25 protein-coding genes are annotated in these 24,968 nt (G+C 45.0%); 1 reads left to right on the top strand and 24 read right to left on the bottom strand.

Annotated elements, in window-relative coordinates:
* Window positions 1-219: 219 nt before the first annotated feature.
* The 8 genes from ruvA to rsxC form a co-directional block, all read right to left on the bottom strand.
* On the bottom strand, window positions 220-831 hold the full coding sequence (gene ruvA / locus NE671_RS01155) for a Holliday junction branch migration protein RuvA (protein WP_022426699.1): 612 nt from the start codon (window positions 829-831) through the stop codon (window positions 220-222).
* 146 nt (window positions 832-977) lie between these two features.
* On the bottom strand, window positions 978-2,042 hold the full coding sequence (gene trpS, locus NE671_RS01150; protein WP_015524886.1) for a tryptophan--tRNA ligase: 1,065 nt from the start codon (window positions 2,040-2,042) through the stop codon (window positions 978-980).
* Between the two features lie 222 nt (window positions 2,043-2,264).
* A complete protein-coding gene (locus NE671_RS01145; RefSeq protein ID WP_110102321.1) occupies window positions 2,265-3,056 on the bottom strand; it encodes an RnfABCDGE type electron transport complex subunit B in 792 nt (263 codons plus the stop codon).
* A 13-nt stretch (window positions 3,057-3,069) separates the two neighbouring features.
* A complete protein-coding gene (locus NE671_RS01140; protein WP_015524884.1) occupies window positions 3,070-3,645 on the bottom strand; it encodes an electron transport complex protein RnfA in 576 nt (191 codons plus the stop codon).
* 16 nt (window positions 3,646-3,661) lie between these two features.
* Entirely contained in the window at window positions 3,662-4,366 is a 705-nt protein-coding gene (rsxE, locus tag NE671_RS01135; RefSeq protein ID WP_015524883.1) for an electron transport complex subunit RsxE, read from the bottom strand.
* A 14-nt stretch (window positions 4,367-4,380) separates the two neighbouring features.
* The gene (locus NE671_RS01130; RefSeq protein WP_118513492.1) at window positions 4,381-4,959 is read right to left on the bottom strand and encodes an RnfABCDGE type electron transport complex subunit G; all 579 of its coding nucleotides are present in this window, start codon (window positions 4,957-4,959) and stop codon (window positions 4,381-4,383) included.
* Window positions 4,959-5,936: an RnfABCDGE type electron transport complex subunit D gene (locus NE671_RS01125; protein WP_173739624.1), complete on the bottom strand. Its 978-nt coding sequence runs from the start codon at window positions 5,934-5,936 to the stop codon at window positions 4,959-4,961. Before NE671_RS01125 ends, NE671_RS01130 begins: the two co-directional genes overlap by 1 nt.
* Before the next feature lie 14 nt (window positions 5,937-5,950).
* Window positions 5,951-7,276: an electron transport complex subunit RsxC gene (rsxC, locus tag NE671_RS01120; protein WP_021650509.1), complete on the bottom strand. Its 1,326-nt coding sequence runs from the start codon at window positions 7,274-7,276 to the stop codon at window positions 5,951-5,953.
* 479 nt (window positions 7,277-7,755) lie between these two features.
* Here rsxC and NE671_RS01115 point away from each other — a divergent pair, with 479 nt between their 5' ends.
* A complete protein-coding gene (locus NE671_RS01115) occupies window positions 7,756-8,775 on the top strand; it encodes a ribonuclease H-like domain-containing protein (protein ID WP_110102317.1) in 1,020 nt (339 codons plus the stop codon).
* A gap of 98 nt (window positions 8,776-8,873) precedes the next feature.
* On the opposite strand, the gene rpsA is transcribed toward NE671_RS01115, so the two are convergent.
* From rpsA to NE671_RS01035, 16 genes are all read right to left on the bottom strand, one after another.
* A complete protein-coding gene (gene rpsA, locus NE671_RS01110; RefSeq protein WP_015524876.1) occupies window positions 8,874-9,950 on the bottom strand; it encodes a 30S ribosomal protein S1 in 1,077 nt (358 codons plus the stop codon).
* Entirely contained in the window at window positions 9,931-10,797 is an 867-nt protein-coding gene (gene ispH, locus NE671_RS01105; RefSeq protein ID WP_118753077.1) for a 4-hydroxy-3-methylbut-2-enyl diphosphate reductase, read from the bottom strand. The genes rpsA and ispH overlap by 20 nt, the downstream gene beginning before the upstream one ends.
* Window positions 10,794-11,459: a (d)CMP kinase gene (gene cmk / locus NE671_RS01100; RefSeq protein WP_015524874.1), complete on the bottom strand. Its 666-nt coding sequence runs from the start codon at window positions 11,457-11,459 to the stop codon at window positions 10,794-10,796. Before cmk ends, ispH begins: the two co-directional genes overlap by 4 nt.
* Window positions 11,460-11,484: 25 nt before the next feature.
* A complete protein-coding gene (locus tag NE671_RS01095; RefSeq protein ID WP_021650513.1) occupies window positions 11,485-12,714 on the bottom strand; it encodes an NAD(P)/FAD-dependent oxidoreductase in 1,230 nt (409 codons plus the stop codon).
* Window positions 12,715-12,817: 103 nt separating this feature from the next.
* Window positions 12,818-14,230, bottom strand: a complete 1,413-nt coding sequence (locus NE671_RS01090; protein ID WP_256163555.1) for an oxaloacetate decarboxylase subunit alpha — start codon at window positions 14,228-14,230, stop codon at window positions 12,818-12,820.
* A 36-nt stretch (window positions 14,231-14,266) separates the two neighbouring features.
* Complete coding sequence (locus tag NE671_RS01085; protein WP_015524871.1) at window positions 14,267-15,415, bottom strand: sodium ion-translocating decarboxylase subunit beta; 1,149 nt, start codon at window positions 15,413-15,415, stop codon at window positions 14,267-14,269.
* 15 nt (window positions 15,416-15,430) lie between these two features.
* Window positions 15,431-15,811, bottom strand: coding sequence for a biotin/lipoyl-containing protein (locus NE671_RS01080; RefSeq protein WP_015524870.1), 381 nt, complete (start codon window positions 15,809-15,811; stop codon window positions 15,431-15,433).
* Between the two features lie 23 nt (window positions 15,812-15,834).
* Window positions 15,835-16,596, bottom strand: a complete 762-nt coding sequence (locus NE671_RS01075) for an OadG family transporter subunit (protein WP_021650514.1) — start codon at window positions 16,594-16,596, stop codon at window positions 15,835-15,837.
* 13 nt (window positions 16,597-16,609) lie between these two features.
* A complete protein-coding gene (locus NE671_RS01070; RefSeq protein ID WP_021650515.1) occupies window positions 16,610-18,046 on the bottom strand; it encodes an acyl-CoA carboxylase subunit beta in 1,437 nt (478 codons plus the stop codon).
* Window positions 18,047-18,187: 141 nt separating this feature from the next.
* Window positions 18,188-19,411, bottom strand: a complete 1,224-nt coding sequence (locus NE671_RS01065; protein WP_161208397.1) for a D-alanyl-D-alanine carboxypeptidase family protein — start codon at window positions 19,409-19,411, stop codon at window positions 18,188-18,190.
* A 112-nt stretch (window positions 19,412-19,523) separates the two neighbouring features.
* A complete protein-coding gene (locus tag NE671_RS01060) occupies window positions 19,524-20,321 on the bottom strand; it encodes a zinc dependent phospholipase C family protein (RefSeq protein WP_161208399.1) in 798 nt (265 codons plus the stop codon).
* A gap of 73 nt (window positions 20,322-20,394) precedes the next feature.
* Window positions 20,395-20,964: an SMC-Scp complex subunit ScpB gene (gene scpB / locus NE671_RS01055; RefSeq protein ID WP_022426764.1), complete on the bottom strand. Its 570-nt coding sequence runs from the start codon at window positions 20,962-20,964 to the stop codon at window positions 20,395-20,397.
* Window positions 20,965-20,987: 23 nt separating this feature from the next.
* Window positions 20,988-21,773, bottom strand: coding sequence for a segregation and condensation protein A (locus NE671_RS01050; protein ID WP_021650519.1), 786 nt, complete (start codon window positions 21,771-21,773; stop codon window positions 20,988-20,990).
* Between the two features lie 9 nt (window positions 21,774-21,782).
* Window positions 21,783-22,589 (bottom strand): metallophosphoesterase, encoded by an 807-nt coding sequence (locus tag NE671_RS01045; RefSeq protein ID WP_118608838.1) that lies wholly within the window; start codon window positions 22,587-22,589, stop codon window positions 21,783-21,785.
* A 1-nt stretch (window position 22,590) separates the two neighbouring features.
* Complete coding sequence (locus NE671_RS01040) at window positions 22,591-23,625, bottom strand: molybdopterin-binding protein (RefSeq protein WP_118608837.1); 1,035 nt, start codon at window positions 23,623-23,625, stop codon at window positions 22,591-22,593.
* A gap of 87 nt (window positions 23,626-23,712) precedes the next feature.
* Window positions 23,713-24,900, bottom strand: coding sequence for a D-alanyl-D-alanine carboxypeptidase family protein (locus NE671_RS01035; protein WP_059085664.1), 1,188 nt, complete (start codon window positions 24,898-24,900; stop codon window positions 23,713-23,715).
* Window positions 24,901-24,968: the final 68 nt, after the last annotated feature.

Below are 24,968 nucleotides of genomic sequence, written 5' to 3'. Positions count from 1 at the left end.
GAATGCATCTTTCATGGTCTAACTCCATTATATTTATCATCCTTTTTCTTATATCGACGGATATGTATTTATGAACTAATTGTTCTTTTTCAGTATACTACATCAGGGAAAGGAGAACAAGTGTTTCTTTTATACTATAGAGATTTTTTTAAGCAGATATGCTCAGATGTGCAATTCATCTCACCATCTGAAGAGGTGGGAGAATTCTTGCTACATTTGTTAAAAATTTTTCAGTGCAGCCCGAAGAATTGCTTCTACATCATCTGCCGGCACATCTTCCGGTACCTTTCGTACTGCACGAAGGGCATCTGCAGAACTGTATCCTAATGCGACAAGCGCCTCCACCGCTTCCTGACGACTATCCCTCAGATCAGATGCTCCCTCAGCTGCTTCTTCCTGCTGATGCGCCAGTTTCATCTCAAAAGCATCTTCCAATTTCAGCTTGTCTTTCAGCTCCAGGATCATTTTCTGGGCTGTCTTTTTCCCGATTCCAGGGGCCTTGGAGATTGTTTTTACATCATCGGAAAGCACTGCAAAACGAAGCTCGTCTGCACTGATCCCGGAAAGGATACCCAGAGCGCCTTTAGGTCCGACTCCGTTGACACCGATCAGAAGCTTGAACATGCCAAGATCATCCTTCGAAAAAAAACCATATAGCTGCAGAATATCCTCCCGCACATAGAGAAAGGTATGGATCTTCTTTTCATCGCCTATCCGTGCTTTCCCAAGATCCTGTCCTGTCATATAAATCTCATAACCAATTCCGCCATTTTCCACAACCAGACAATTTTCACCGATATCTGCTACAGTACCTTTTACAAAAGAAATCAAATCTCAAGGCTCCTTCCCTGAAACAGCTGAACATCTGTTTCCCATATGAACGCAATAGTAACATAATTTTCAAAAAAAATCAACCCGGAATACAATCTCCGGGTTGATCCTGTATACAAGCCTGTGATTCCTCTCGCTGTTTTCTATCACTGATTAAGGAAATCCTGATCCTCAAAATAATTGATCCGCATAGAAGAACGGACATCATGAAGCGTTGCGGCAGCTTTTTCTCTGGCAACCTCTGTACCGGCTTTCAGGATATCGAACACATCTTCGGTTCGCTGCTCCCACATTTTCCTTCTTTCACGGATCGGTCCAAGCTCTGCCTGCATAACATTATTCAGGAACTTCTTGACTTTCACATCACCAAGGCCACCTCTCTGATAGTGAGCCTTAAGTTCATCCAGATTCTGATACTCTGGCAAAAATTCAGCAAAATGTTCCGGGCGGCTGAAGGCATCCAGATAGATAAATACCGGATTTCCCTCTACACGACCAGGATCCTGAACACGAAGATGGTTCGGATCTGTAAACATGGACATGATCTTTTTCTTCACTACATCTTCTTCATCAGACAGGTAGATGCAGTTTCCGAGAGACTTACTCATCTTAGCCTTTCCGTCAATTCCCGGAAGACGTAAGCATGCTTTATTGGAAGAAAGAACAATTTCCGGATCTGTCAGTGTATCACCATAAACGGTATTGAATTTATGGACGATCTCCTTGCACTGCTCAAGCATCGGAAGCTGATCTTCACCTACCGGTACATGTGTTGCGCGGAAAGCAGTAATATCAGCAGCCTGACTGATCGGATAGCAGAAAAAGCCTACCGGAATGCTGGCTTCAAAATTACGCATCTTAATCTCGGATTTAACGGTAGGATTACGCTGTACTCGTGCTACCGTAACCAGATTCATATAATAAAAGGTAAGTTCTGTCAGCTCCGGAACCATGGACTGGATAAAAATATTGGATTTCTCCGGATCAAGCCCGCATGCCAGATAGTCCAGAGCAACCTGAAGAATGTTATGACGTACTTTCTCCGGATGCTCTGCATTATCTGTAAGTGCCTGGGCATCTGCGATCATAATATAAATCTCATCATATAAGCCGGAATTCTGCAGCTTCACACGCTCTGCCAGAGATCCAACATAATGACCTACATGAAGGCGCCCCGTCGGGCGGTCGCCAGTTAAAATAATCTTACTCATGAATTTCGTTCTCCTTGAAGTATACTGAATATTTATATCCTATTATAGCCCCTTGAAATTCACCGGTCAAATATTTTTAACCGGAAACTGCAATTTTTCATCGAAATATAACCAAAAGCTTGTACGTATTTATTTATGCATTATCGGGCACAACATGCTTTATTCCAAAAAAGAACTGCCACGTCACTCGGAAAACTTCTATGACAGGCAGTCCTTTTTGTTTTACAGAATCACATGTCTTGGGCAAACTTCCTTACATTTACCGCAGCCTGTACACTTATCGTAATCGATGTGTGCACAGAAATCGGTAACTGTGATCGCCTCGGACGGACAATTCTTCTCACATTTTTTACAGCCGATACAGCCAAGCTCGCAGGCAACTGTAACTGCCTTACCTTTTGCGTGGGAGCTGCAGGCTACACGTGTCTGTTTGTCATATGGTACCAGCTCGATCAGGTGACGCGGACATTTGGCAACACATTTGCCACAGGCTTTACATGCTTCCTGATCTACGACCGCAATACCATTCACTATATGGATCGCATCAAATGGACATGCCTTTACACAGCTTCCGAAGCCCATACATCCAAATGTACAGTTTTTTGCACCGCTGCCAGGGATGAAAGCCATCATCTCGCAGTCTTCCACACCTGTGTACTCATATTTCACAGTCGTCTTATCACAGGTTCCCGCACATTTTACAAAAGCAACCTGACGTGCGGTTTCTTTTACTTCCTGTCCCATGATCGCGCCAATCTTGGCTGCAACAGGAGCACCGCCAACCGGACACTGATCTACAGGAGCTTCTCCCTTTGCAATTGCGGCAGCGAGTCCGGAACATCCCGGATATCCACAACCACCACAGTTATTTCCTGGAAGAACGCCGAGAATGGCTTCTTCCTTTTCATCTACCTTAACGGTTAATTTCTTGTCTGCAAGTCCGAGGAAAATACCAATGAATAAACCAGTACCGCCGACAATGACTGCAGCCATAATAATTCCTGTTATACTCATGCTCTTCTTCCTCCTATACGATTCCGGAGAATCCAAAGAATGCAATAGCCATCAGTGCTGCCGTAAGCAGAACGATCGGCATACCCTGGAAGGATTCCGGAATATCGTTGTATTCCATTTTTTCACGGATTCCTGCAAGTAATACAATTGCAATCAGGTAACCTACACCTGTGGCAAATCCGTTGACAACACTTTCAAGAATGCTGTATTCATATTTAACGTTGTTCAGTGCTACACCAAGAACTGCACAGTTTGTTGTGATCAGAGGAAGGTATACACCAAGTGCCTTGTAAAGGGATGGTACAAATTTCTTGAGAAACATTTCTACGATCTGTACCAGTGCCGCGATAACCAGGATAAATACGATCGTTTTCAGATACTCAAAATGGGTCGGTACCAGGATGAATTTATAAAGCAGTCCTGCAACAAAAGATGCAATAGTAATAACAAACACAACTGCACCACCCATGCCGGCTGCGGTTTCTGTTTTCTTGGAAACTCCAAGGAAAGAACAGATTCCCAAGAACTGACTCAATACAACGTTACTGCAAAGCGCAGAACCAATTGCGATCAACATCAAGCTTGCCATTTTCTATTCCCCCTTTTTATTCTTTGTCGGAAGGACATCCGCCGCAGGTCGCACAATTGGAGCCACAGCCGGACTGGATCTTGGAAACATCTTTGCCCTTCTTTGCCATGTTGATCTTTACTTTGTTCTGGATTGCTGCAAGTCCGGCAAGAACCAGAAATGCTCCAGGTGCAAGGATAAAGATAGTGATCGGGGTATAGCCGGCAGCACCGGTAGCTGCATCAGCAACCGGAATGATCTGTGCTCCGAAAGCCTTTCCGGAACCAAGGATCTCTCTTACAAGACCAATGGCAACCAGGCCCACTGTAAAGCCAAGACCCATTCCAAGTCCGTCAAAGATAGACGGAAGGACAGGGTTCTTGGAAGCATAACTCTCTGCACGTCCCAGAATGATACAGTTAACAACGATCAGTGGAATGTAAATTCCAAGTGACTCATAAAGAGAAGGAGTAAAGCCTTCCATCAGAAACTGTACGATAGTTACAAAAGATGCTACAACTACGATAAAGGCCGGCATTCTGACAGAGTCCGGAATAACCTTACGCAGCATGGAGATGAGCATGTTTGACATAACCAGAACTACGGTTGTGGAAAGTCCCATACCAATACCATTGATCGCAGAAGTCGTTACCGCAAGGGTAGGACACATACCAAGCATCAGGACGAAAATCGGATTTTCGGTTATAATGCCGTTTTTTAATCTTTCACCACAATTATTCATATTCAACTACCCTCCTAAAATGCGTTTTTGCAATAGCCGATAGCTGTATTGACTGCACCGGTAAAAGCTCTGGATGTGATGGTCGCACCACTGATAGCATCAATAGGCTCACCTTCGCCGCCGTCCTTGGATACATAGAATTTATCGGTATTCTTTCCAACATACTGTTCCTGAAACTTCGCTTCTGTAGCACGCATTCCAAGTCCAGCAGTCTCACTGATGGAAAGAATGGAAACGCCGCTGACGGTACCGTCTTTTGTTACACCAACTGTGATCTGGATATCACCGCCGTAACCCTCTTTATCGGTTACAGTTACCACATAGCCTTCATCTGCTGCTTCACAGACTTCATCTACGGTTGCTTTGATTCCAAGATCTGCAGCTGTTTTATCTGCTGCTTCCTTGTCTACATCTACAGCTTTAAAATCTTCCAGACTTACATCACTGAATACAGTCTGCCATGCTTCTTTTTTTGCCTGTTCCTCGGTTCTTGCAATGGGTTCTTTGGTAACTTCGTAAACCAGTCCAAGGCCAAGGCCGGCAACTACTGTAATGATCGTAAGGATCAATGTATTTCTGATAATCTTACCCATTATTTCTTGCCTCCTTTTCCAAAAGCAACCGGTTTTGTTACTTTTTCAATAAGCGGAACCAGAAGATTGCAGAAAATGATCGCATAGGAAACACCCTCTGCGGAACCACCAAAGAGACGGAATACCGCTGTCACGATACCGAGGCAGCAGCCATATACCAGCTGACCTTTCGGAGTGATCGGCGTTGTCACATAATCTGTTGCCATAAACCAGGCTCCAAGCATCAGACCTCCTCCAAAGATATGGCTTAAAAGATAGTTTACATCAAAGCCTTTGCCTGTTCCCAACATATAGAAAATGACAAATACTGCAAAACTTCCAATATATGTAAGAGGTACCTTCAGATCGATGATCTTAAATGCGAGAAGGATCACTGCACCGATGAGGATCGCCAGGGCAGAAGTCTCACCGATGGTACCCTGGATATTACCAAGGAACAGATTCTTTACAGGAATAGAAGTCCCCTCAATGAATCCCTGGCTTTTAAGCGCTGCCAGAGGTGTTGCCTGTGTAACCGCATCTACAACAGCATGGGAGCTTTTGGAAACTGCAAAGTTGGTCATTTTTCCGGCAAAAGAGATCATAAGGAAACATCTTCCTGCAAGAGCCGGGTTCATAAAGTTCTGTCCAAGTCCACCGAACAGCTGTTTTACAACAATGATCGCAAAAGCACTGCCAAGGATCGGCATCCAGATCGGGATCTGGGGCGGCATGTTCAGTGCAAGCAGAAGTCCTGTTACAACTGCACTGAAATCAGTAGTTGTATTCTTTTTATGCATCAGTCGGTCATACAGCCATTCAAAAAACACACTGGATGCAACCGTCGCCAGCACTACAAGGAGTGCATGCACTCCAAAGTTCCAGATACCGAAAAGTGTTGTCGGCAGAAGTGCGATCACTACCAGCTGCATAATACGGCTGGTGGTCATTTTATCCCTGATATGGGGATTAGATGATACGTTATACATTTGTTCCATTGTTATTCCTCCCCCTATTTCTTTTTCTTGCGCTCTGCAAGAACCATTTTTCTCATAGATTTAATACTCTGAGTCAGAGGTCGTTTGGCCGGACAGATGTAACTGCAGCAGCCGCACTCGCAGCATTCCATACCATCCATTTTTTCGAAGCCTGCCATATCACCGTGTTCTGCAAGAGTTGCAAGGCGGGCCGGAACCACATGGCCCGGACAGACGCTTACACAACGTCCGCAATTGATACATGCAGTCTGGATCTGCTTCGCCTCGGAAACTGCGTCACGCTCCAGGAAAAGCAGGGAAGAAGTTGTCTTCGTACATGGAATATGAAGATCATACAGCGCAAATCCCATCATCGGTCCGCCGGAGATTGCTTTTGCGATCTTTTCCTTCAGTCCGCCTGCAGCATCTACCAGTTCAGACAGATCTGTTCCTGTAAGAACGGAAAAGTTCTTCGGTGTACGGATACCGTCTCCGGTAACCGTTACATTACGGCTGATAACCGGCTGTCCAAGGATCACTGCCTTATAAACAGAAGTGACGGTCTCTACGTTATCAACCACGCATCCTACGTCTGCCGGAAGCATAGTGGAATTGATCTCTCTGCCTGTTACCGCATAGATCAGCGTACGCTCACCACCCTGTGGGTATTTGGTCTTAAGCTCTTTTACTTCCATACGCTCTTTGCCTTTGATGGCTTCTTTCATCCTGGCAATACAATCCGGTTTGTTGTCCTCGATACAGATACATCCCACTGCCTTCGGGAAAGCTTTCAGGATTACTTCCAGACCACCAACAATGCTTTCCGGTTCTTCCATCATCCTTCGGTAGTCACTGGTGATATAAGGCTCACATTCCGCACCGTTGACAAGGATATGATCGATCTTGTCGGGTTCCTTTGGTGAGAGCTTTACATGTGTCGGGAAACCTGCACCACCCTGACCAACAACTCCGCCTTCCTGAATCCTTTTCAGGATATCCTCCTTGGAAAGATCCGAAAGCTTTGCAGGTGCATATTCCACAGATTCGTACAGACCGTCATTCTCAATGATGATCGCATCACCCATGGCGCCTACTGCGGTCAGACGTTTCTCGATTCCCTTTACGGTTCCTGATACAGACGAGTGTATCGGTGCGGAAACAAATCCTCCTGCTTCTGCGATTTTCTGTCCTGCAAGCACATGATCACCTTTTTTTACGATCGGCTTGGCCGGAGCTCCGATGTGCTGAGAAACAAGAATTGCCAGATCTCCCTTCGGCAGATACTTCTCGACAGGACAGTTTTTTGACAAATCTTTGCCGTCATAAGGATGGATACCACCCCTGAAGGTTAAAAATGCCATAGATCTCATCTCCTCCTTTATTTTTGCAAGTACATGTACATGGTATTTCTGCGTTGCGCATATACTCTTTTTTAAAGTTGATTCTGTGTTTCTGATTTTCCTTTTCTTATTTCATCCAAGACAAACAAGATATATTTCGCTCCCATAAATCATTTCGCGAAACATTACCAGCGAACAGTAACAAAGTAGCTTCTGCTTTGAGCAGGATATGTATGAAAGGTTGAATCCAGACACGATCCTGTGATATACTTCGGTAGAAGATATTCACCAGCTCATAAAAAAGCTGTAAATGAATAACCAATTTATGAAGCGATAATAGTCATTTTTTCACTGTCAATCCCCACATAAATCCAGTACCATTTCCTGTTTTTTATCATCAACTCTACTAATAACTATAACTCATTTCACTTTAAATTGCACTATTGAAAAGCAATTTTTTTGTGTATAATCAGATACAATCCATAAAGGAGAAAATTAACATGATCGTTAAAAAAATGCCGATTTTACAAGGGTTTCCAGACTTTGAGACTGTTAAAAAATTGACTAAAAATCATGGATTTTCAGAGCGTTTTGTACCGCTTTTCTATGATATTGAAACTACAGGACTATCACGAAATTCCACTTTTCTGTATCTGATCGGTGCTGTAGCCTACGAAGGAAACAACTGGCAGATGTACCAGTGGATGATTGAAAACGAAGAGGAAGAACCTGAACTTCTGAAAACATTTTCTGAATTCCTTCAGGATTTTTCATGTACGATCCAATATAACGGTGACAGCTTTGACCAGCCTTATCTGGATGCACGATATCAGATCCACGGACTCTCTTCCCCTTTTACGGAGCTGCCATCTCTGGATCTTTACCGGGAACTAAAGCCGCTCAAGGGACTTCTGAAGCTTTCACGGATGAATCAGCCTTCCATGGAATCATTTCTCGGTATTACTGAACGGAACTACTATGATGGAGGTGCCTGCATCCGTCTTTACAAACAATTCGCTTCCGGAAAGAAACCGGAAGCGGCAGAGATCGTTATGGGACATAACCGGGAAGATCTTCTGGGACTTGGAAAAATTTTCTCCATGCTGTCCTATCTTGCTCTTTTCAATGAAGATTACGAAGCACTAAATTGTGAAATTCAAGACGATCAATTGGCCTTTACCATTAAAACTAATTACGATCTGCCTGTTGAATTTTCAAATCATAGTGAAGAATTCTACATAATCGGACAGAATAACCGTGTCCGTCTTCTTGTGAAGCTTCAAAATGGACGTTTAAAGCAATATTATTCCAATTATAAAGATTACGATTACATCCCTTCCGAAGACACTGCAATACCAAAAACCTTAAGTGCCTGCATGGATAAAAAGCTCCGAAGGCCTGCCAAAAGGGACAACTGTTATACCTGGTTTCCTGTAACAGAAGCTTTTCTGCATGATCCTTTAAAACAGAAAACCTATCTGAAACACTGCCTGCCATATTATCTTTCTGTTCTTAAATAATATCTCTGTTACGAAATTCCAATTAAAAAAGGCCGTCACAATAAATGTGACGGCCTCTGAAATTCAAAATATTCATCTGCTGTACAGCTTCTGAGAAATTACTCCTCTGTCTGCTCTGCAGAATTATCCTCGAGTGCTTTCATGCTGAGGCTGATCTTTCTGTCTTCGCCATTGAAATCAACAACCTTAGCCTCGATCTCCTGACCGATGGAAAGTACATCAGATGGTTTCGCAACGTGCTCTCTGGAGATCTGAGATACATGAAGAAGAGCATCTACTCCAGGTGCAAGCTCAACAAATGCACCGAAATCTGTCATACGTGCAACTTTGCCCTTTACTACGTTTCCTACTGCGAAGTCCTCAGCAGCTGTAAGCCATGGGTTCTCCTCCGGGAATTTAAGGGAAAGTGCGATCTTGTCTCCGTTGATATCTTTGATAAGAACTGTAACTTTATCACCTACGTTGAATACCTTCTTCGGATTCTCTACTCTGCCCCAGGACATCTCAGAAATGTGAAGAAGTCCGTCTGCTCCGCCGAGGTCGATGAATGCACCGAAATCTGTAACATTCTTAACAACACCCTCAACTTTATCGCCTACGTTGATCTTAGCAAGAAGCTCTTTCTGTTTCTCAGCTTTCTCAGCAAGAAGAAGCTGTTTGCGGTTACCGATGATACGGCGTCTTCTTGGGTTGAACTCTGTGATAACGAACTCGATCTCCTGATCTGCATATTTGGAAAGATCTTTCTCATATGTGTCAGATACAAGGCTTGCAGGAATGAATACTCTTGCTTCCTCAACATTGACACAAAGACCACCGTCAAGTACCTGTGTTACAGGAGCCTTCAGAACCTCCTGGTTCTCGAATGCCTCCTCAAGACGTTTGTTGCCTTTCTCTGCTGCAAGACGTTTGTAGGTCAGTGTAACCTGTCCCTCTCCGTCATTTACTTTGAGAACTTTTGCTTCCATGGTATCGCCAGGTTTAACAACGTCTGTAAGCACAACGCTTGAATCGTTTGTGTACTCGTTCTTTGTGATGATACCGTCTGCTTTATAGCCGATATTCAGGATGATCTCATCATCTTTAACATCGATGACGGTACCCTGTACGATCTCTCCATTTCTGATTGTTTTTACGGAATCTTCCAGCATCTGTTCAAAACTTAACTCTGACATGTTCTTGAACCTCCTCAATAATTTTCTTTGGGGTGGAAGCCCCTGCTGTAATACCTACACAACTACTGCATTGGAACATTTCAGAATCCAAGTCTACAGGTGTTTGTATATAGTAAGTATTTCCACATTCCTTTTTACATATTTCAAACAGCTTTTGAGTATTGGAGCTATGTCGGCCACCTACGACCAGCATAGTGTCTACCTCTCCGGCTATCGCTTTAGCTTCTTTCTGCCGTTCTTCGGTAGCATTACAAATAGTGTTTAAAATATTTAAAATATTTAAAACATTATTATCATAACTCTTTTTGCGGAGAATTTCAACTAATTCTTGAAATTTGTTGTAATTAAATGTCGTCTGGGACACTACACATACTTCTTTTTCCGGAGAAATATTGAATTTCTCAGCATCCTCAGCATTTTTGATCACTGTATATGGTCCCTGACACCATCCGCAGATCCCCTGTACTTCCGGATGGCCCGGATCACCGATGATCACAATATGGGCACCTCTGGAGCTTTCTCTCTCAACGATCTTGTGGATCTTCAGCACAAAAGGACAGGTAACATCTACATATCCGAGACCATATTTTTTGATCGTGTTATAAACCCTGCGGCCTACTCCATGGGAACGGATCACAACAGTGCCGCCCTTCAGGCTGCCAAGATCCTTCTCACAGATCACAGCCACACCTTTTTTTTCGAGATCTGAGACAACCTCCTCATTATGGATGATCGGGCCCAGTGTATAAATCGGTGCTGCATCGGAACCGATCAGCTCATAAACACGGTCAACTGCTCTTTGTACGCCGAAACAGAAGCCGGCAGTTTCTGCAACTTTTACGTTCATCCATTCACCCTTTTTCTGTATACGGAAAGGATACTCTCAACCACTTCGTCAATTCCCATCTCAGATGAATCAACAAGAACAGCATCCTCTGCTTTTTTAAGCGGAGAAACCGCGCGGTTCATATCTCTCTCATCTCTGTCAACGATATCTTTCAGGATCTCATCCATATCGCAGGCTTCACCCTTCTCTGTAAGCTCCAGGTATCGTCTGCTAGCACGGGTCTTTGCACTTGCAGTCAAAAAGATCTTCACTTCCGCATTGGGAAGAATGGTGGTTCCGATATCTCTTCCGTCCATAACTACATTATTCTCGGCTGCAAGATTGCGCTGCAGCTTCAGAAGATGTGCACGCACCTCCGGATTTGCAGAGCTTACAGATGCCATATTTCCTACCTCTTCCTTACGGAGGAACGCAGTTACATTCTTTCCGTTAAGGATCACCTGCTGCTCACCGTTCTCATAACGGATAGAGATATCCGCATCATGACAGGCTTCAGAGATTTTTTCGTCACCGCTGATCCCTTTTTCCAGAAGATAAAGTGCCATGGCACGATACATTGCCCCTGTATCTACATAAATAAAGGACAGCTCCTTTGCCACTTTTTTTGCAATTGTGCTTTTTCCTGCACCTGCCGGTCCGTCAATTGCAATATTAATACCCATAATCGTTGCTCCTTCCTCTTTTCTGTTATTCTATCGCCTGAGCTGCCGCATACGCTGTAGACCATGCGATCTGAAGATTATAGCCACCGGTCACTGCATCCAGATCCAGTACTTCACCTGTAAAATACAGATTTTTTATTTTTTTGGATTCCATTGTGGATGGCTGTATCTCTTTTACTGACACACCGCCTCTTGTGATGATCGCTTCCTTAAACTCTCCCATTCCCGTGATCGTAAACGGAAAAGCCTTGATCAGACGGCCAAAAGCCTGACGCTCTTCCCTGGAGATCTCATGTACCGGTTTTTCCCCGGGGATACCGCCAATTTCGATCATGATCGGAGTCAGAGAAGACGGAAAAAGAACACCGATCACATTTTTAAACTGCTTGTTATGATTTGCATCAAATTCACGCAGGATCCGGGCGTCAAGCTGTTCTGCATCAAGCGCCGGCTTCAGATCCAGGAAAGCCTCCAAAGGCTCCTTTTCCAGCTTTTTGCCGATCTGGGCACTGGCGGAAAGGATCAGCGGTCCTGTCACTCCGAAATGAGTAAACATCATCTCGCCGAAATCTTTATAGAGAACTTTTTTGCCGGATTTTACTGTAAGCTCCACATTCCGAAGGGAAAGGCCCTGAAGTTTGGAAACATAATCTTCTTTTGCCACCAATGGTACCAGTGATGGTGACTGGGAAACAACTTTATGTCCCGTTTCAGCAGCAAAACGATATCCATCTCCTGTGGAACCTGTGGACGGGTAGGAAAGCCCGCCTGTGGCAACTACCACAGTATCCGCTTCAAAAAAGGTACCGTCCGAAAGTAATACACCGGTAACTTTTTCATCCTGTGTACAAACTTCCGTTACCTCTGTATGAAGATGGATCTGCGCTCCGGCTTTTTTCAGTTCCCGCTCAAGCGCACGGATAATATCTGATGAATGATCCGATACCGGAAAAACCCGGTTTCCACGCTCTGTTTTCAGCGGCACTCCTGCCTCCTCAAAAAATTCCATCACATCTCTGCTTCCATAGGTGTAGAAAGCACTGTAAAGAAATTTACGGTTTGACATCACTGCCGGAAAAAGTTCTTCGGTATCTGAATCATTGGTGACGTTGCATCGTCCCTTTCCGGTGATGAAAAGCTTTTTTCCGAGTTTCTCATTTTTTTCCAGTATGTGAACCTGGTGTCCTCTGCGCGCAGCATATACACCGCAGAGCATTCCGGCGGCACCGCCGCCTATGATCGCAACTTTGGACATTACCTGTTATCCTGCCTTTTTTATCTTTTTTATGCACAAAGGAGCCTGCATACAGCAAGCTCCTTTTCCTGTTTTGAAATGCATCTGCATTTCTATGTGTGCTTTATACCGGGTATGCGCCGTTCTTGGTATCTGCTACAGTCTCATCAACTTTTGTCTTCTGAGCCTGGCGATATTTAAAGAAGTCCATGGCAACCTGCGGGAACAGTGCATATGTGAGAACATCCTCATCCTGCTCCTTGTACTGTGCCATCTCGCTCTCAAGCTTATCAAGCTCATCCTCCAGAAGATCTGCCGGACGGCATGTGATCGGTTCAATATCTCCGATACATTTTTTCTGTACTTCCGGATTGAACGGTCTGGCTGTTGCGCCATATTTACCACTTAACACGTCTTTTGTCTCTTTTGTGACAACCTTGTAACGCTCGCCCATGATCACGTTAAATACAGCCTGTGTACCAACGATCTGAGAGGACGGTGTAACAAGCGGTGGCTCACCAAGGTCTTTACGTACACGCGGAACTTCCTCAAGTACTTCGTAGAATTTATCCTCGGCATGCTGCTCTTTCAGCTGTGATGTCAGGTTGGAAAGCATTCCGCCTGGTACCTGATACAGAAGAGTCTTGATGTTTACACCAAGGTTCTTCGGATTGAGAAGACCTGTATCAAGAGCCTCATCACGCATCGGACGGAAGTAGTCAGCGATCTCAGCGAGAAGCTGCTGATCAAATCCTGTATCATATGGTGTTCCCTTGAAGGTCTCAACCATAACCTCTGTTGCCGGCTGGGATGTTCCAAGAGCAAACGGAGACATTGCTGTGTCGATGATATCAACACCTGCCTCTACTGCCTTCATATATGTCATGGAAGCAACACCGGATGTATAGTGAGAATGAAGATTGATCGGGATCTTAACAGTCTCTTTGAGAGCCTGAACAAGCTCTGTAGCTTTGTACGGAACAAGAAGTCCTGCCATATCTTTGATACAGATGGAATCTGCACCCATATCCTCGATACGTTTTGCAAGATCTGTCCAGTAATCAAGTGTGTAAGCATCACCAAGTGTGTAAGCCATTGCAACCTGTGCATGTGCTTTCTCCTTGTTTGCTGCTTTTACAGCTGTCTGAAGGTTACGAAGGTCATTCATACAGTCAAAGATACGGATGATATCGATACCGTTAGCTGCGGATTTCTGTACAAAATACTCTACTACATCATCTGCATATGGACGATATCCAAGGATGTTCTGTCCACGGAACAGCATCTGAAGCTTTGTGTTTTTGAAACCGTCACGAAGTTTACGAAGTCTTTCCCACGGATCCTCTTTCAGGAAACGTAAGGAAGCATCGAAAGTAGCACCGCCCCAGCACTCTACTGCATAGTAGCCGACTTTGTCAAGCTTCTCAATGATCGGAAGCATCTGCTCTGTGCTCATACGTGTAGCGATCAGGGACTGATGAGCGTCACGCAGGATCGTTTCCACAACTTTCACAGGTTTTTTCTCTATTTCTGCCATAATTATTCTCCTTACAAATTTTTATAAGACAATGGGTTAGACACCAAAGATCGCCATGAATGTACCGGCAGCAACCGCTGTACCGATAACACCAGCAACGTTCGGTCCCATCGCATGCATCAGCAGGAAGTTTGTAGGATCTGCCTCAGCACCAACCTTCTGGGATACACGGGCTGCCATAGGAACGGCAGAAACACCGGCTGATCCGATCAGAGGATTGATCTTTCCGTGAGTAACCTTGCAGAGAAGCTTACCAAGCATAACACCACCAAAAGTACCGCAGGCAAAGGCAACAAGACCAAGAACTACGATCTTCAGTGTATCTACGTTCAGGAACGCCTCAGCACTTGTGGAAGCACCTACAGATGTTCCGAGAAGGATTACTACGATGTACATAAGAGCGTTAGAAGCTGTTTCAGAAAGCTGTTTAACAACTCCGGACTCACGGAACAGGTTTCCGAGCATCAGCATACCAACAAGGGGAGCTGTTGTCGGAAGGATCAGGCAAACAACGATTGTGATAACGATCGGGAAAAGGATCTTCTCAAGTTTTGTAACAGGACGGAGCTGCGCCATTTTGATCTTACGCTCTTTCTCTGTTGTGAATGCCTTCATGATCGGAGGCTGGATGATCGGTACCAGGGACATATAGGAATATGCTGCCACTGCGATCGGTCCCATAAGAGAAGACTGTCCAAGCTTACCTGCAAGGAAAATGGAAGTCGGGCCGTCAGCACCACCAATGATAGAGATCGCTGCTGCTGCTTTACCATTAAATCCAAGGAAAATTGCAAGGAAGTATGCAAGGTAAATACCAAGCTGTGCAGCTGCTCCCATCAGGAAGCTGATCGGGTTTGCGATCAGCGGACCGAAGTCTGTCATCGCACCGACACCCAGGAAGATCAGTGAAGGAAGAATACTCCACTCATCCATTAAGTAAAAATAATGAAGAAGTCCGCCAACGCCATTGGATGAATCCTCAATGCTCAGCATAATGTCCGGATAAATATTTACCAGAAGCATACCAAAAGCGATCGGAACCAACAGCAGCGGCTCAAAACCATGTTTAATGGCAAGATATAAGAACACACATGCCACTGCGATCATCAGGTAGTTTCCCCAGGTAAGGTTGAAAAATGCTGTCTGATGGATCAGGTTTGACAGGGTATTTGTTACATAAGACATTTGTCTACCTCCTGTTTAGTTCATTGTTGCAAGAGTATCTCCATTTTCAACGGCAGCACCCTCTGCAACATCGATGCTGGCGATTGTTCCGTCCTGAGGAGCAACAACCGGGATCTCCATCTTCATGGACTCAACGATCACTACGCTGTCACCAGCTTTTACGCTCTGTCCAACAGATGCAACGATTTTTACAACTTTTCCAGGAACCGCTGCGGAAACCTTAACAGAACCTGCGCCTGCTGCCGGAGCTGCTGCCTTTGGTGCTGCTGCCGGAGCTGCCTTAGGAGCCGGAGCTGCTGCTTTTGGTGCTGCTGCAACTGGAGCTGCTGCGTTTCCGTTCTCTTCTACAGTAACTTCATATGCTGTTCCGTTAACAGTAATTGTATAACTCTTCATTTTAAAATCCTCCTAAATAATGATTATCTTTTTCTGCGGTTGACTTTGCGGATGGAACGTACTACGAATCCGTCTGTGCTTGTTTTGCCTTCAGAAGCAGCGATAGCTGCAGCGATCACGGCAATAAGCTCACCATCATCTGTCACATCCTCAACAGCAGGCTCAGCAACTGGTGCTGCAACCGGAGCCGGTGCTGCGGCTGCCGGAGCCGGTTTGCTCTCTTTTTTCTTTCCTTCCACAAGTCCGGGAATATATTTGAAAAGAGAGATCACGAAGATCAGGAATACCAGGATCACAAATACTGTTCCGAGACCCATCACTGTATTCATCGCTGCCTTCTCCATGTTCTGTGCCAGTGTATAATTCACATCAACTGTAAGAGAAGTCGGGGTTCCTGATTTATCAAATACATAAGTGAAATTCGCTTTGTTTTTCTCGAAGGATACCGGAACAACAACGGTATACTGATCATCGGAATACTCCACTGTGATATCTTTCTCATCGATATCACCTTTTTTCTCACCAAGCTCTTCTCTGGAGCCATCCCATGCACTTGCAGCACTCTGTGTGAAAGCATCCTCTGATTCCAGATATCCCTGGATATCATCCTCGGACATTGCGATGATCGCATCCGTCAGGCCCTTGGTTGTTGTGACAAGCTGACTCTTTACAGAATCATCAATCTCATCAGCAGCCCATGCAGTAGCTGTGCATCCGATCAGAAGTGCAGCTACGCAAAGAAGTGCCATGCAGACAGAAGAGATCTTTTTATAAAACTGTCTCATACGCTCACCTCACTTAGACTGTTCCATGCTTTTTGGATGGACGGTCTTCCCTTTTTGTGAACAGCATCTCAAAAGCACCGATTACATATTTTCTTGTATCTTCTGCTTTGATCACAGTATCCACATATCCTCTTGCTGCTGCAGATGCGATACCGTTCTGGAGTTCTTTGTACTCAGCTGCCTTCTCATTCAGTGTAGAAGCGTCAGCTCCCTCATACATGATCTTTGCTGCAAGGGAAGCATCCATCATACCGATCTCAGCTGTATCCCATGCATAAACCATATCTGCTCCGACGGATTTGCTGTTCATGGCAACGTATGCAGTTCCGTATGCTTTACCAATTACAACATTTACCTTCGGTACAGTTGCAGATGCAAAAGCATGTACCATCTCACCTACGGATTTAGCCATCATCTTCTCATTGCAGAGTGTAGCTTTAAATCCTGTTACATTAGTAAGAGTAAGTACCGGAATCTCAAAAGCATCACAGAATTTTACGAAGTCTGCTGCTTTTCTTGCACCTCTTGCAGAAAGAGTTCCGTCGGAAATCTCTGTCTTATTGCCATCAGCATCGTAAGATTCGCTTCTGTTTGCAACAGCGCCAACGGTAGCTCCGTTCAGACGAAGGAAGCCTGTTACGACATCCTGGCCGTAAGCTGCCTTTGTTTCAAAAAACTCACCATTATCAGCGATTCTTGAAAGCGCAATAGCTGTGTCGCCTGTGCAGCCTGCAATATCATCACATACTCTGTTCAGGTCATCTGTGCATTCCTTGAAGCTGTCATTGTCTTCATTATTCTCCGGAAGCATGCTGACCAGTGTACGGATCTGTCCAAGGATCTCCTCTTCTGTTCCGATGCCGTCAACAAGTCCTGTCTCCTCACTCTGGAACTGTGCGGAAGCTGAATCGCATTTTTCCACTCTGTTTCCTTCCAGTGCATTTGGAGTGTTTACAAACAGTCTGCCCTTCTTCTCCTCTACAAATGTAAAGTCTGTAAGAGCCGGTACAACTGCCATTCCACCGCCGCATGTTCCGAAAACAGCAGTGATCTGTGGAATAACACCGGATGCCAGTGTCTGTTTCAGATAGATCTCACCAAATGCCTCAAGTGCATCGGTAGCCTCCTGAAGACGAAGTCCCGCACAGTCTACAAGACCGATAACAGGTGCTCCAACTTTCAGAGCGAGATCATAAATTTTGGCGATCTTTTTGGCATGCATCTCACCAACTGTTCCGTTCAGTACAGATGCATCCTGGCTGTATACATACACCAGACTGCCGTCAATCACACCATATCCGGTGATCACACCGTCTGAAGGTGCTTTTTTTTCAGTCATGTTGAAATCTGTAGCTCTGGCTGTGACAGCCTGTCCGATCTCAACAAAACTGTTGGCGTCAAGCAGGGAATTGATCCTTGCAGCCGCTACGCTTTGTGTCGCATTACTCATTATACTATGCCCTCCATTTTTTTATTAATATAACCAAAAATTCAGCCGAGTATAATTGTACCTTTTTTTTGCAGAAAATTCAATACTTTTCGTCACGAACGTTAAAAAATTAACCCCTGACATATGCCAGGGGTCGCTAAATTAATGGAAATAATCCTTAAATACTTTATCCACATACCATTTATAGGTAATTCTGTCGATTTTGTCATCGGCGGTTACAAGGCAGGAAAGGAGTTCTTTTCCGTTGAGCTTTGCATGGAGTGTACCGATCTTCTGGTTTTTCTGTATTGGTGCCGGGAGCTTATCCGGAAGCTCCGTTTCCCATGTGATCGTTTCTGTTTTTTTCAGAAGATATCTTTTCTCACGATCTTTTTCAGAAAGTACTGCGTGTATTTTCAGCATAACCTGTTTGGGAGGATATCCGGAACGATCGGACTTTTGCGGATATGGATCTTCTTTTCCCGGTGCTGCTTCTGTTACCGGGATCTCAGGCAGCTGTGGAAGCTCCGGCAGCATCATATACTGATAATTTTCCCTGCCATAGGAAAGGAGCTTCTTAGTATCGCTCCATTTATAATTTTTATTTCCGGGCCATCCGCATCCCAGAAGAGCCACGATAAATAATCGCTCGTCCTGTCGGACTGCGCAGACATAACAATATCCGGCATTTCCTGTAAATCCTGTTTTTCCGGAGATCACTCCTGTTTCCATATCCAGGAAAGCATTGGTATTATGTACCGAATAATGCTTTTTTCCTGAGATATCCGTGAAAGTATAATCTCTAGTCTGGGTAATATGGACAAATGTTGCATTTTTTATTGCATACGCCATGATCAAGGCAAGATCCCGGGCTGTTGTATGATGGATACCGCCTTCATCTTCTCCATCCAGACCATTGGGTGTAACAAAATGTGTGTCCTTACATCCCAGCTCTTTTGCTTTTTCATTCATCTTCTCTGCAAAACCTTCTACGGATCCGCCGATATGTTCCGCGATGGCCACAGCGGAATCATTATGGCTTTTCAGCATCAGGGAATAGAGAAGATCCTCCAAATAAAACTGCTGGCCTTCCCGCATGCCAAGACGTGTCTGTGGCTGAGATGCCGCATTCCCGGAAACCTGTACGTAATCATCTCCCTTTGCCAACTCCAGAGCAAGAATACAGGTCATTACCTTTGTGGTGCTGGCATTCGGCCGTCCTTTGTATGCTTCTTTTCCGTACAGCACACGGCCGGTCTCCCCATCCATGAGAACTGCAGAAAGTGCATATAGATTTTCGTCATCTGCCGCCTTTACCGGAAAGATCTGACAAATAATAAGGACCGCTGTCATCAGCACGACAGCGGCCGTACACCGTTTGCTCATAATGCATCACCCCGTACACTGTTCATATAACTGTTTACAGTAACTGTTATATTTAATTTTATGCGGGGATAGCATCCGGATATCACTTGTATCTGTTGTCTGCCGGGATCGATCATCCGTTAAAGGTCAGGTCCCATCTGTCAGAAAGATGCCCTGGCCTGACTGCCAGTGCAGCAAGCTCTTCCAGCATATCCGGTGCCTTGGCAAGTGCCTCTTCCATCAGACTGTCCAGATTAAGAAGCTCCTCCTTACAGTCGATCTCCGGCTCCGGGCTCATAAAAAATTCGGTAATAAACGCAGATATCTTTTTTCCTGCGGGGGAAAGGGCATGTTCCGAAAGGCGTCTCTTCCTTCCTCCATCATCACATACCAAAATACAGGTGAATATCTTCATCATTTTCAATGACAGATAAATGTTCCCGGTACGGATCGCCGGTAGTACCTGGTGTATCGTCCATGCACTGAGAAAACTGGCACGGATCCCATGCGACGGATAAAAACGCAATGGATCTTTGCCGGTTTCATACATCAGCATACGGTCAAATTCCTTCTCAAAGAGCGTATGTGAGATTTTCCCCTCGGCAGCTACCTGATTGACGTAAGGATGACAGGTAGAATCCAGGATATAATGACATCCGAACCCCAGCAGGTAAGCCATCAGTGCAGGATTTTTTTCCTCCCGGACCTTCGCCATGCCCTTTTCAAAGAATTCTCTTGCTTTCCGTCCATGCATCTGCACTCCGTACTGTGTCACCGGATTTTTGGATATAAAATAATAAAACAGGATATCCGGACCATGCTGTCCGATCCGGTACAGATTTCCGTTGCTTCGGATCAGATGCTGTAATTTTGCGGAAAGTTTCCGGTAAACCCTTTTTCCAAAAAGATCATGTGCGTATGTTGTGGGCATTTTCGTCACTCCTCTTCTGTTTTCTGATCTGTCCGGCAGGTCCCGGTAAACCGGCATCTGTCCGTGTTATTTGTTATACGTCCAGCTTCAACTGGATCTCTTCCTCTGCTTCCGCCTTGAAATCCTCCAGCTGGACCGGATCCATTTCCGGAAGGTCTTCCAGCCCCTGGACACCAAAGCAGCGCAGAAATTCTTCGGTGGTTCCCAGGAGGATTGGGCGACCCGGAGCATCCAGACGTCCAAGTTCTCTCACCAGATCATAATCCATCAGCTTATTGATGGCATGATCACATTTTACCCCTCGGATCTTTTCAATCTCTGCTTTTGTAACAGGCTGTTTGTAGGCAATGATCGAAAGGGTTTCAAGCATAACGTCTGTCAGCGTGGGTTTCTTTGGCTGCGCTGCGATCCGGATAAGAGAATCATAGTATTCTTTTTTTGTACAAAGCTGAAAGGAGTTTTCGAGCTCTATGATCTGGATCCCCCGCTCTTCTTCCTGATAACGGATCATCATATTTCGGATGATATTTTCCGTTGTTGTCGGATCCTGACGGATCGCTCTGGCAATACGGGGTAATTCCACAGCTTCTCCCATTGCAAACAGGATGGCTTCGATTTCTCCTTCAATTCGTTTGATTTCCACTTATTGTCCTCATTCCTACTATATTATTCATCTGCGAACTCTGTCAGATTCTTCCATGTGTCCGGATCCGTGATAACTTCCACATGAATATCATCAAAAAGCTCTTCCTGTTCTGCATGAACATGTCCCATCTTCATCAGTTCCAGAATCGCCAGAAAGGTCACGATCAGCTGTATTTTGGAATGCTGGTTTTCCATCAGCCTGCGAAAGCTGAATTTCCGGTGAGCTTTTGCATATTCCTTCATTTCCAGCAATTTATCAGAAAGTGATATTTCCTCTTTTTCGATTCTTCCGAATTTACTTCGGATCGGGTCGATCTTATTTTCCTGTCTGCGGATCAAAGCCTGGTAGATCGCACTCATCCGCTCCAGTGTCAGACCCCGGAGAAGTTCCTGGGGATCAGACGGTGGAGTATACTGCAGCACTTCTTCCGGAAGATCCTGTTTTCGGTAATAAACCCCTGCCGCATCTCCAAGCCTGTCCCGTAATTCATAGGACATATATTTGTACATCTTATATTCCAGCAGCTTCTGCACAAGCTCTGCTCTGGGGTCCTCCTCTTCTCCTTCCTCATTCACTTCTTTCGGAAGAAGCATTTTACATTTGATATCCAGAAGAGTAGCTGCCATGACAAGAAATTCACTCATGATCCCCAGATCTTCTTTTTCCATGGAATGCAGATATTCCATATACTGATCTGTGATCTCCACAATAGGAATATCATAGATATCGATCTTGTTTTTGTCGATCAGGTGAAGCAGAAGATCCAGAGGGCCTTCAAATACATTCAGCTTAACAGATAATGCCATAGGGTTTCCTCATTTCATTTTTTCGGAAGGTTTTATATCGATCACCAGCAGTTCCCTTGGATTATGGATCCGAAGGGGGATGGTATGTTCTCCAAGTCCAGCACTAACGATCATATGCTGATCCCCTTTGTGAAAGTCTCCACAGCAAAACGGCGGAAGAAACAAATATTGAGGAGATGAAAGACCGTAATGTTCACTGAGGCGGACAACGCCTCCGTGATAGTGTCCAGACAGGATCAGATCCGCGCCCCATTCAAAATAGGTTTTTCCGTATTTTGGATTATGTGCCAGCAGGATCTGCATCCCTTTATCTTCAGGTTTACCGATCAGTTCTTCCATCACTTCTTTTTTCAGCTTCGGTGATCTCGGCTTGTGATAATATTCGATGGGAAGCTCCAGGCCCCAGAAACAGAAGCGCTCTCCCTTCAGGACCATAGCTTCATGTCCGTTCCTTAAAATATGCACACCAGCTTTTTTCAGTGCCTTTTCATATTTCGCATAATATGGCCGATATTCTTCGGAAAGAAACATTTTATATTCATGATTACCAAGCGCATAATACACGGGAAAATCCCCTGCAAGCTCTGTCAGCAGCTTACATGCAGTTACCAGAGTATCCGTTTCTGTACGTACAGCCATGTCGCCGGCAGAAAGTATCACGTCCGGGGCAAGCTTTCGGATCGTCTCTGTCAGCCGTATATTGTCTTTTCCGTAGGATATCCCGTGAAGATCCGCAAGAAGGATCATCCGCACGCCCTGTGGAGCATGGATCTTGTCCATATAGATCTCATATTGTTTGATTCTGAATTTTTTCATATTATTTTCCAAATCCGCAGTTTGGGAAAGTACAAACCGGACAGTTCAGACAAAGTCCGCCCTCTCCCAGCCTGGCGATCTCCTCTGCCTTGATCTCATCATCTGCCATTACTCTGGGCAGGATCAGATCAAATACCGTTCTTTTTGCGTACATGACGCAGCCCGGAAGTCCAAGTACCGGTATGGATCTTCCGTTCCTCTCAAGATATGCCACAAGCAGCATAGCTCCCGGAAGTACAGGTGCTCCATATGTTACGATCTTTGCTCCGGTATCCCGGATCCCGCCCGGAGTACGATCATCGGGATCCACACTCATTCCGCCAGTACAGATGATCAGATCTGCTCCTGCATCTGCGAAAGAAAGAATTGCCTTTGTGATCTCTTCCTTATCATCTCCCGGCATCACCTGGCCTGTCACCTCTGTCGGAAACCCGGAAAGCTTTTCCCGGAGTACCGGTGTGAAGGTATCCTGGATCAGTCCTTTTTTGATCTCACTTCCGGTTGTGACGATCCCTACTTTTTTCTGCTGGTAAGGGAGAATGTCAAAGATCGGAAGATTTCCTGCTGCCTTCTCTGCTGCATCCATTTTCTCTTTCTCGATCACAAGCGGAATGATCCTGGTTCCTGCAACCTTATCACCTTTTTTTATCGGAAAATCGCCATGTCTGGAAGCAATCATCATTTCTCCCAGAGAATTCACAGCCACAAGTGCATCACGACGTATTTTCAGAATACCATCGATCTTTGATACCACCTCGATCTTACCTTCTTTGATCTCAGTTCCATGTACTTTGGAAGAGTTTCCGGCACAGATTTTGTAAAGGATCTCTGCAGCTTCATTTTCGTGAAGAATCCCCGATTTTTTCTCCCACACAAAAAGGTGTTCTTTTCCTACAGAGAGCAGCAGTGGTATATCTTCTTCTTTCACTACATGCCCCTTTTTGAAAAGAACGCCTTTTTTCTCATCTTTTATGATCTGCGTGATATCATGGCACAGAATGTGTCCCACTGCATCTTCTGTTCTGATCTCTTTCATCCAAAATCCCTTCCCTGTTCTGTTATTTCTTCAATCCGTTGTATTATACATCCAGTCTGCCCTTTTTGTCAAAATATGTTGCAGGCATCACAAAAGAAATGCCTGACAGGTTCTTTCCAGCCAGTCATGGTATCCGGCCTTTTTTATTGTTTCCCCGTACAGGATATCCAGACTACCGATCTTTTTCCCATCCTGATAGTATTCCTGTGCCCCTGCTTTCTGCCCTTTTTTCACCGGCGCACTTTGTTCTTTGGGAAGGATCAACTTTTTCTTAACATTGTCAGGTTTCGTTCCATCTGTGCTGATATATCGGAATTTCCCTCTATATACAAGCGGAACCTGCTCTTTGACTCCTTTGCGGAGCTTCATAGGTTTCAGTGGCTCCAGAGCATCATCCAGATACAATGTGCATTTAGAAAAGCCGTAATTTAAAAGAGCTGCTGCATCCCGGAATCTTGTTTTCGGGTCCGGTGCGGCCATCACTGAGGCGATCAGTGTGATCCCATTTCGTTCTGCCACAGCACTGAGACAGTATTTTGCAATACTGGTGCTGCCTGTTTTAAGTCCCATACACCCCTCATAGCTGCGCAGCAGTTTATTTGTGTTGGTCAGCGTAAATTTCGAGGAGCCTTTTCTGGTAACATGTGTGATATCCTCCATCCAGACAGATGAATATGTAAGAACTTCCGGATATCTGCTGATGAGCTCCCTGCTCATAAGTGCAATGTCATAGGGAGTTGTATAATGCTCCTGTGATTCCGTCAGCCCGCAGCAATCCACAAAATGAGTATTTTTCATTCCAAGATCCTTCGCCCTCTCGTTCATCCTCTCCACAAAGGCTTGTTCTGTTCCCGCAACATGCTCCGCCATAGCTACGCTGGCATCATTTCCGGAAGCAATCACAATACATTTGATCATGGTTTCTACAGTCTGCTTTTCCCCTTCTTCCAGAAATACCTGAGACCCTCCCATGGATCTGGCATAAGCACTGGTGGTAATGCTATCCTCCAGATGCAGGGTTCCCTCACGGATAGCATCAAAGATCAGGATCAATGTCATGATCTTTGTAATACTGGCCGGGCTTCTTCGAGTGTCAGGATCCTTGGAATAGATCACTGTACCGGTTTCTTTTTCCATAAGGACTGCACCCGGCGCTTCGATCAGCTGCTGTGCTTTTCCACTATCTTCCGTTTCTCCCCTGACACCAACGGGTGTCAGAGCCAGGCATAAGACTAAAATACAGATCAAAAGACTTTCCGGAACACTTCTGTTCATAAGCTCACTCCTGCCGCAAACATCTCTGTTCTATTGTAAAAGCTTTCCTGAAAGATTATTCCTGAAAT

Source organism: Blautia sp. DFI.9.10, from assembly GCF_024461705.1.
Taxonomy (GTDB): Bacteria; Bacillota; Clostridia; order Lachnospirales; family Lachnospiraceae; genus Blautia_A; species Blautia_A fusiformis.
Note: the sequence above shows the minus strand (reverse complement) of the source record. Positions and strands in the feature narration are given on the sequence as shown.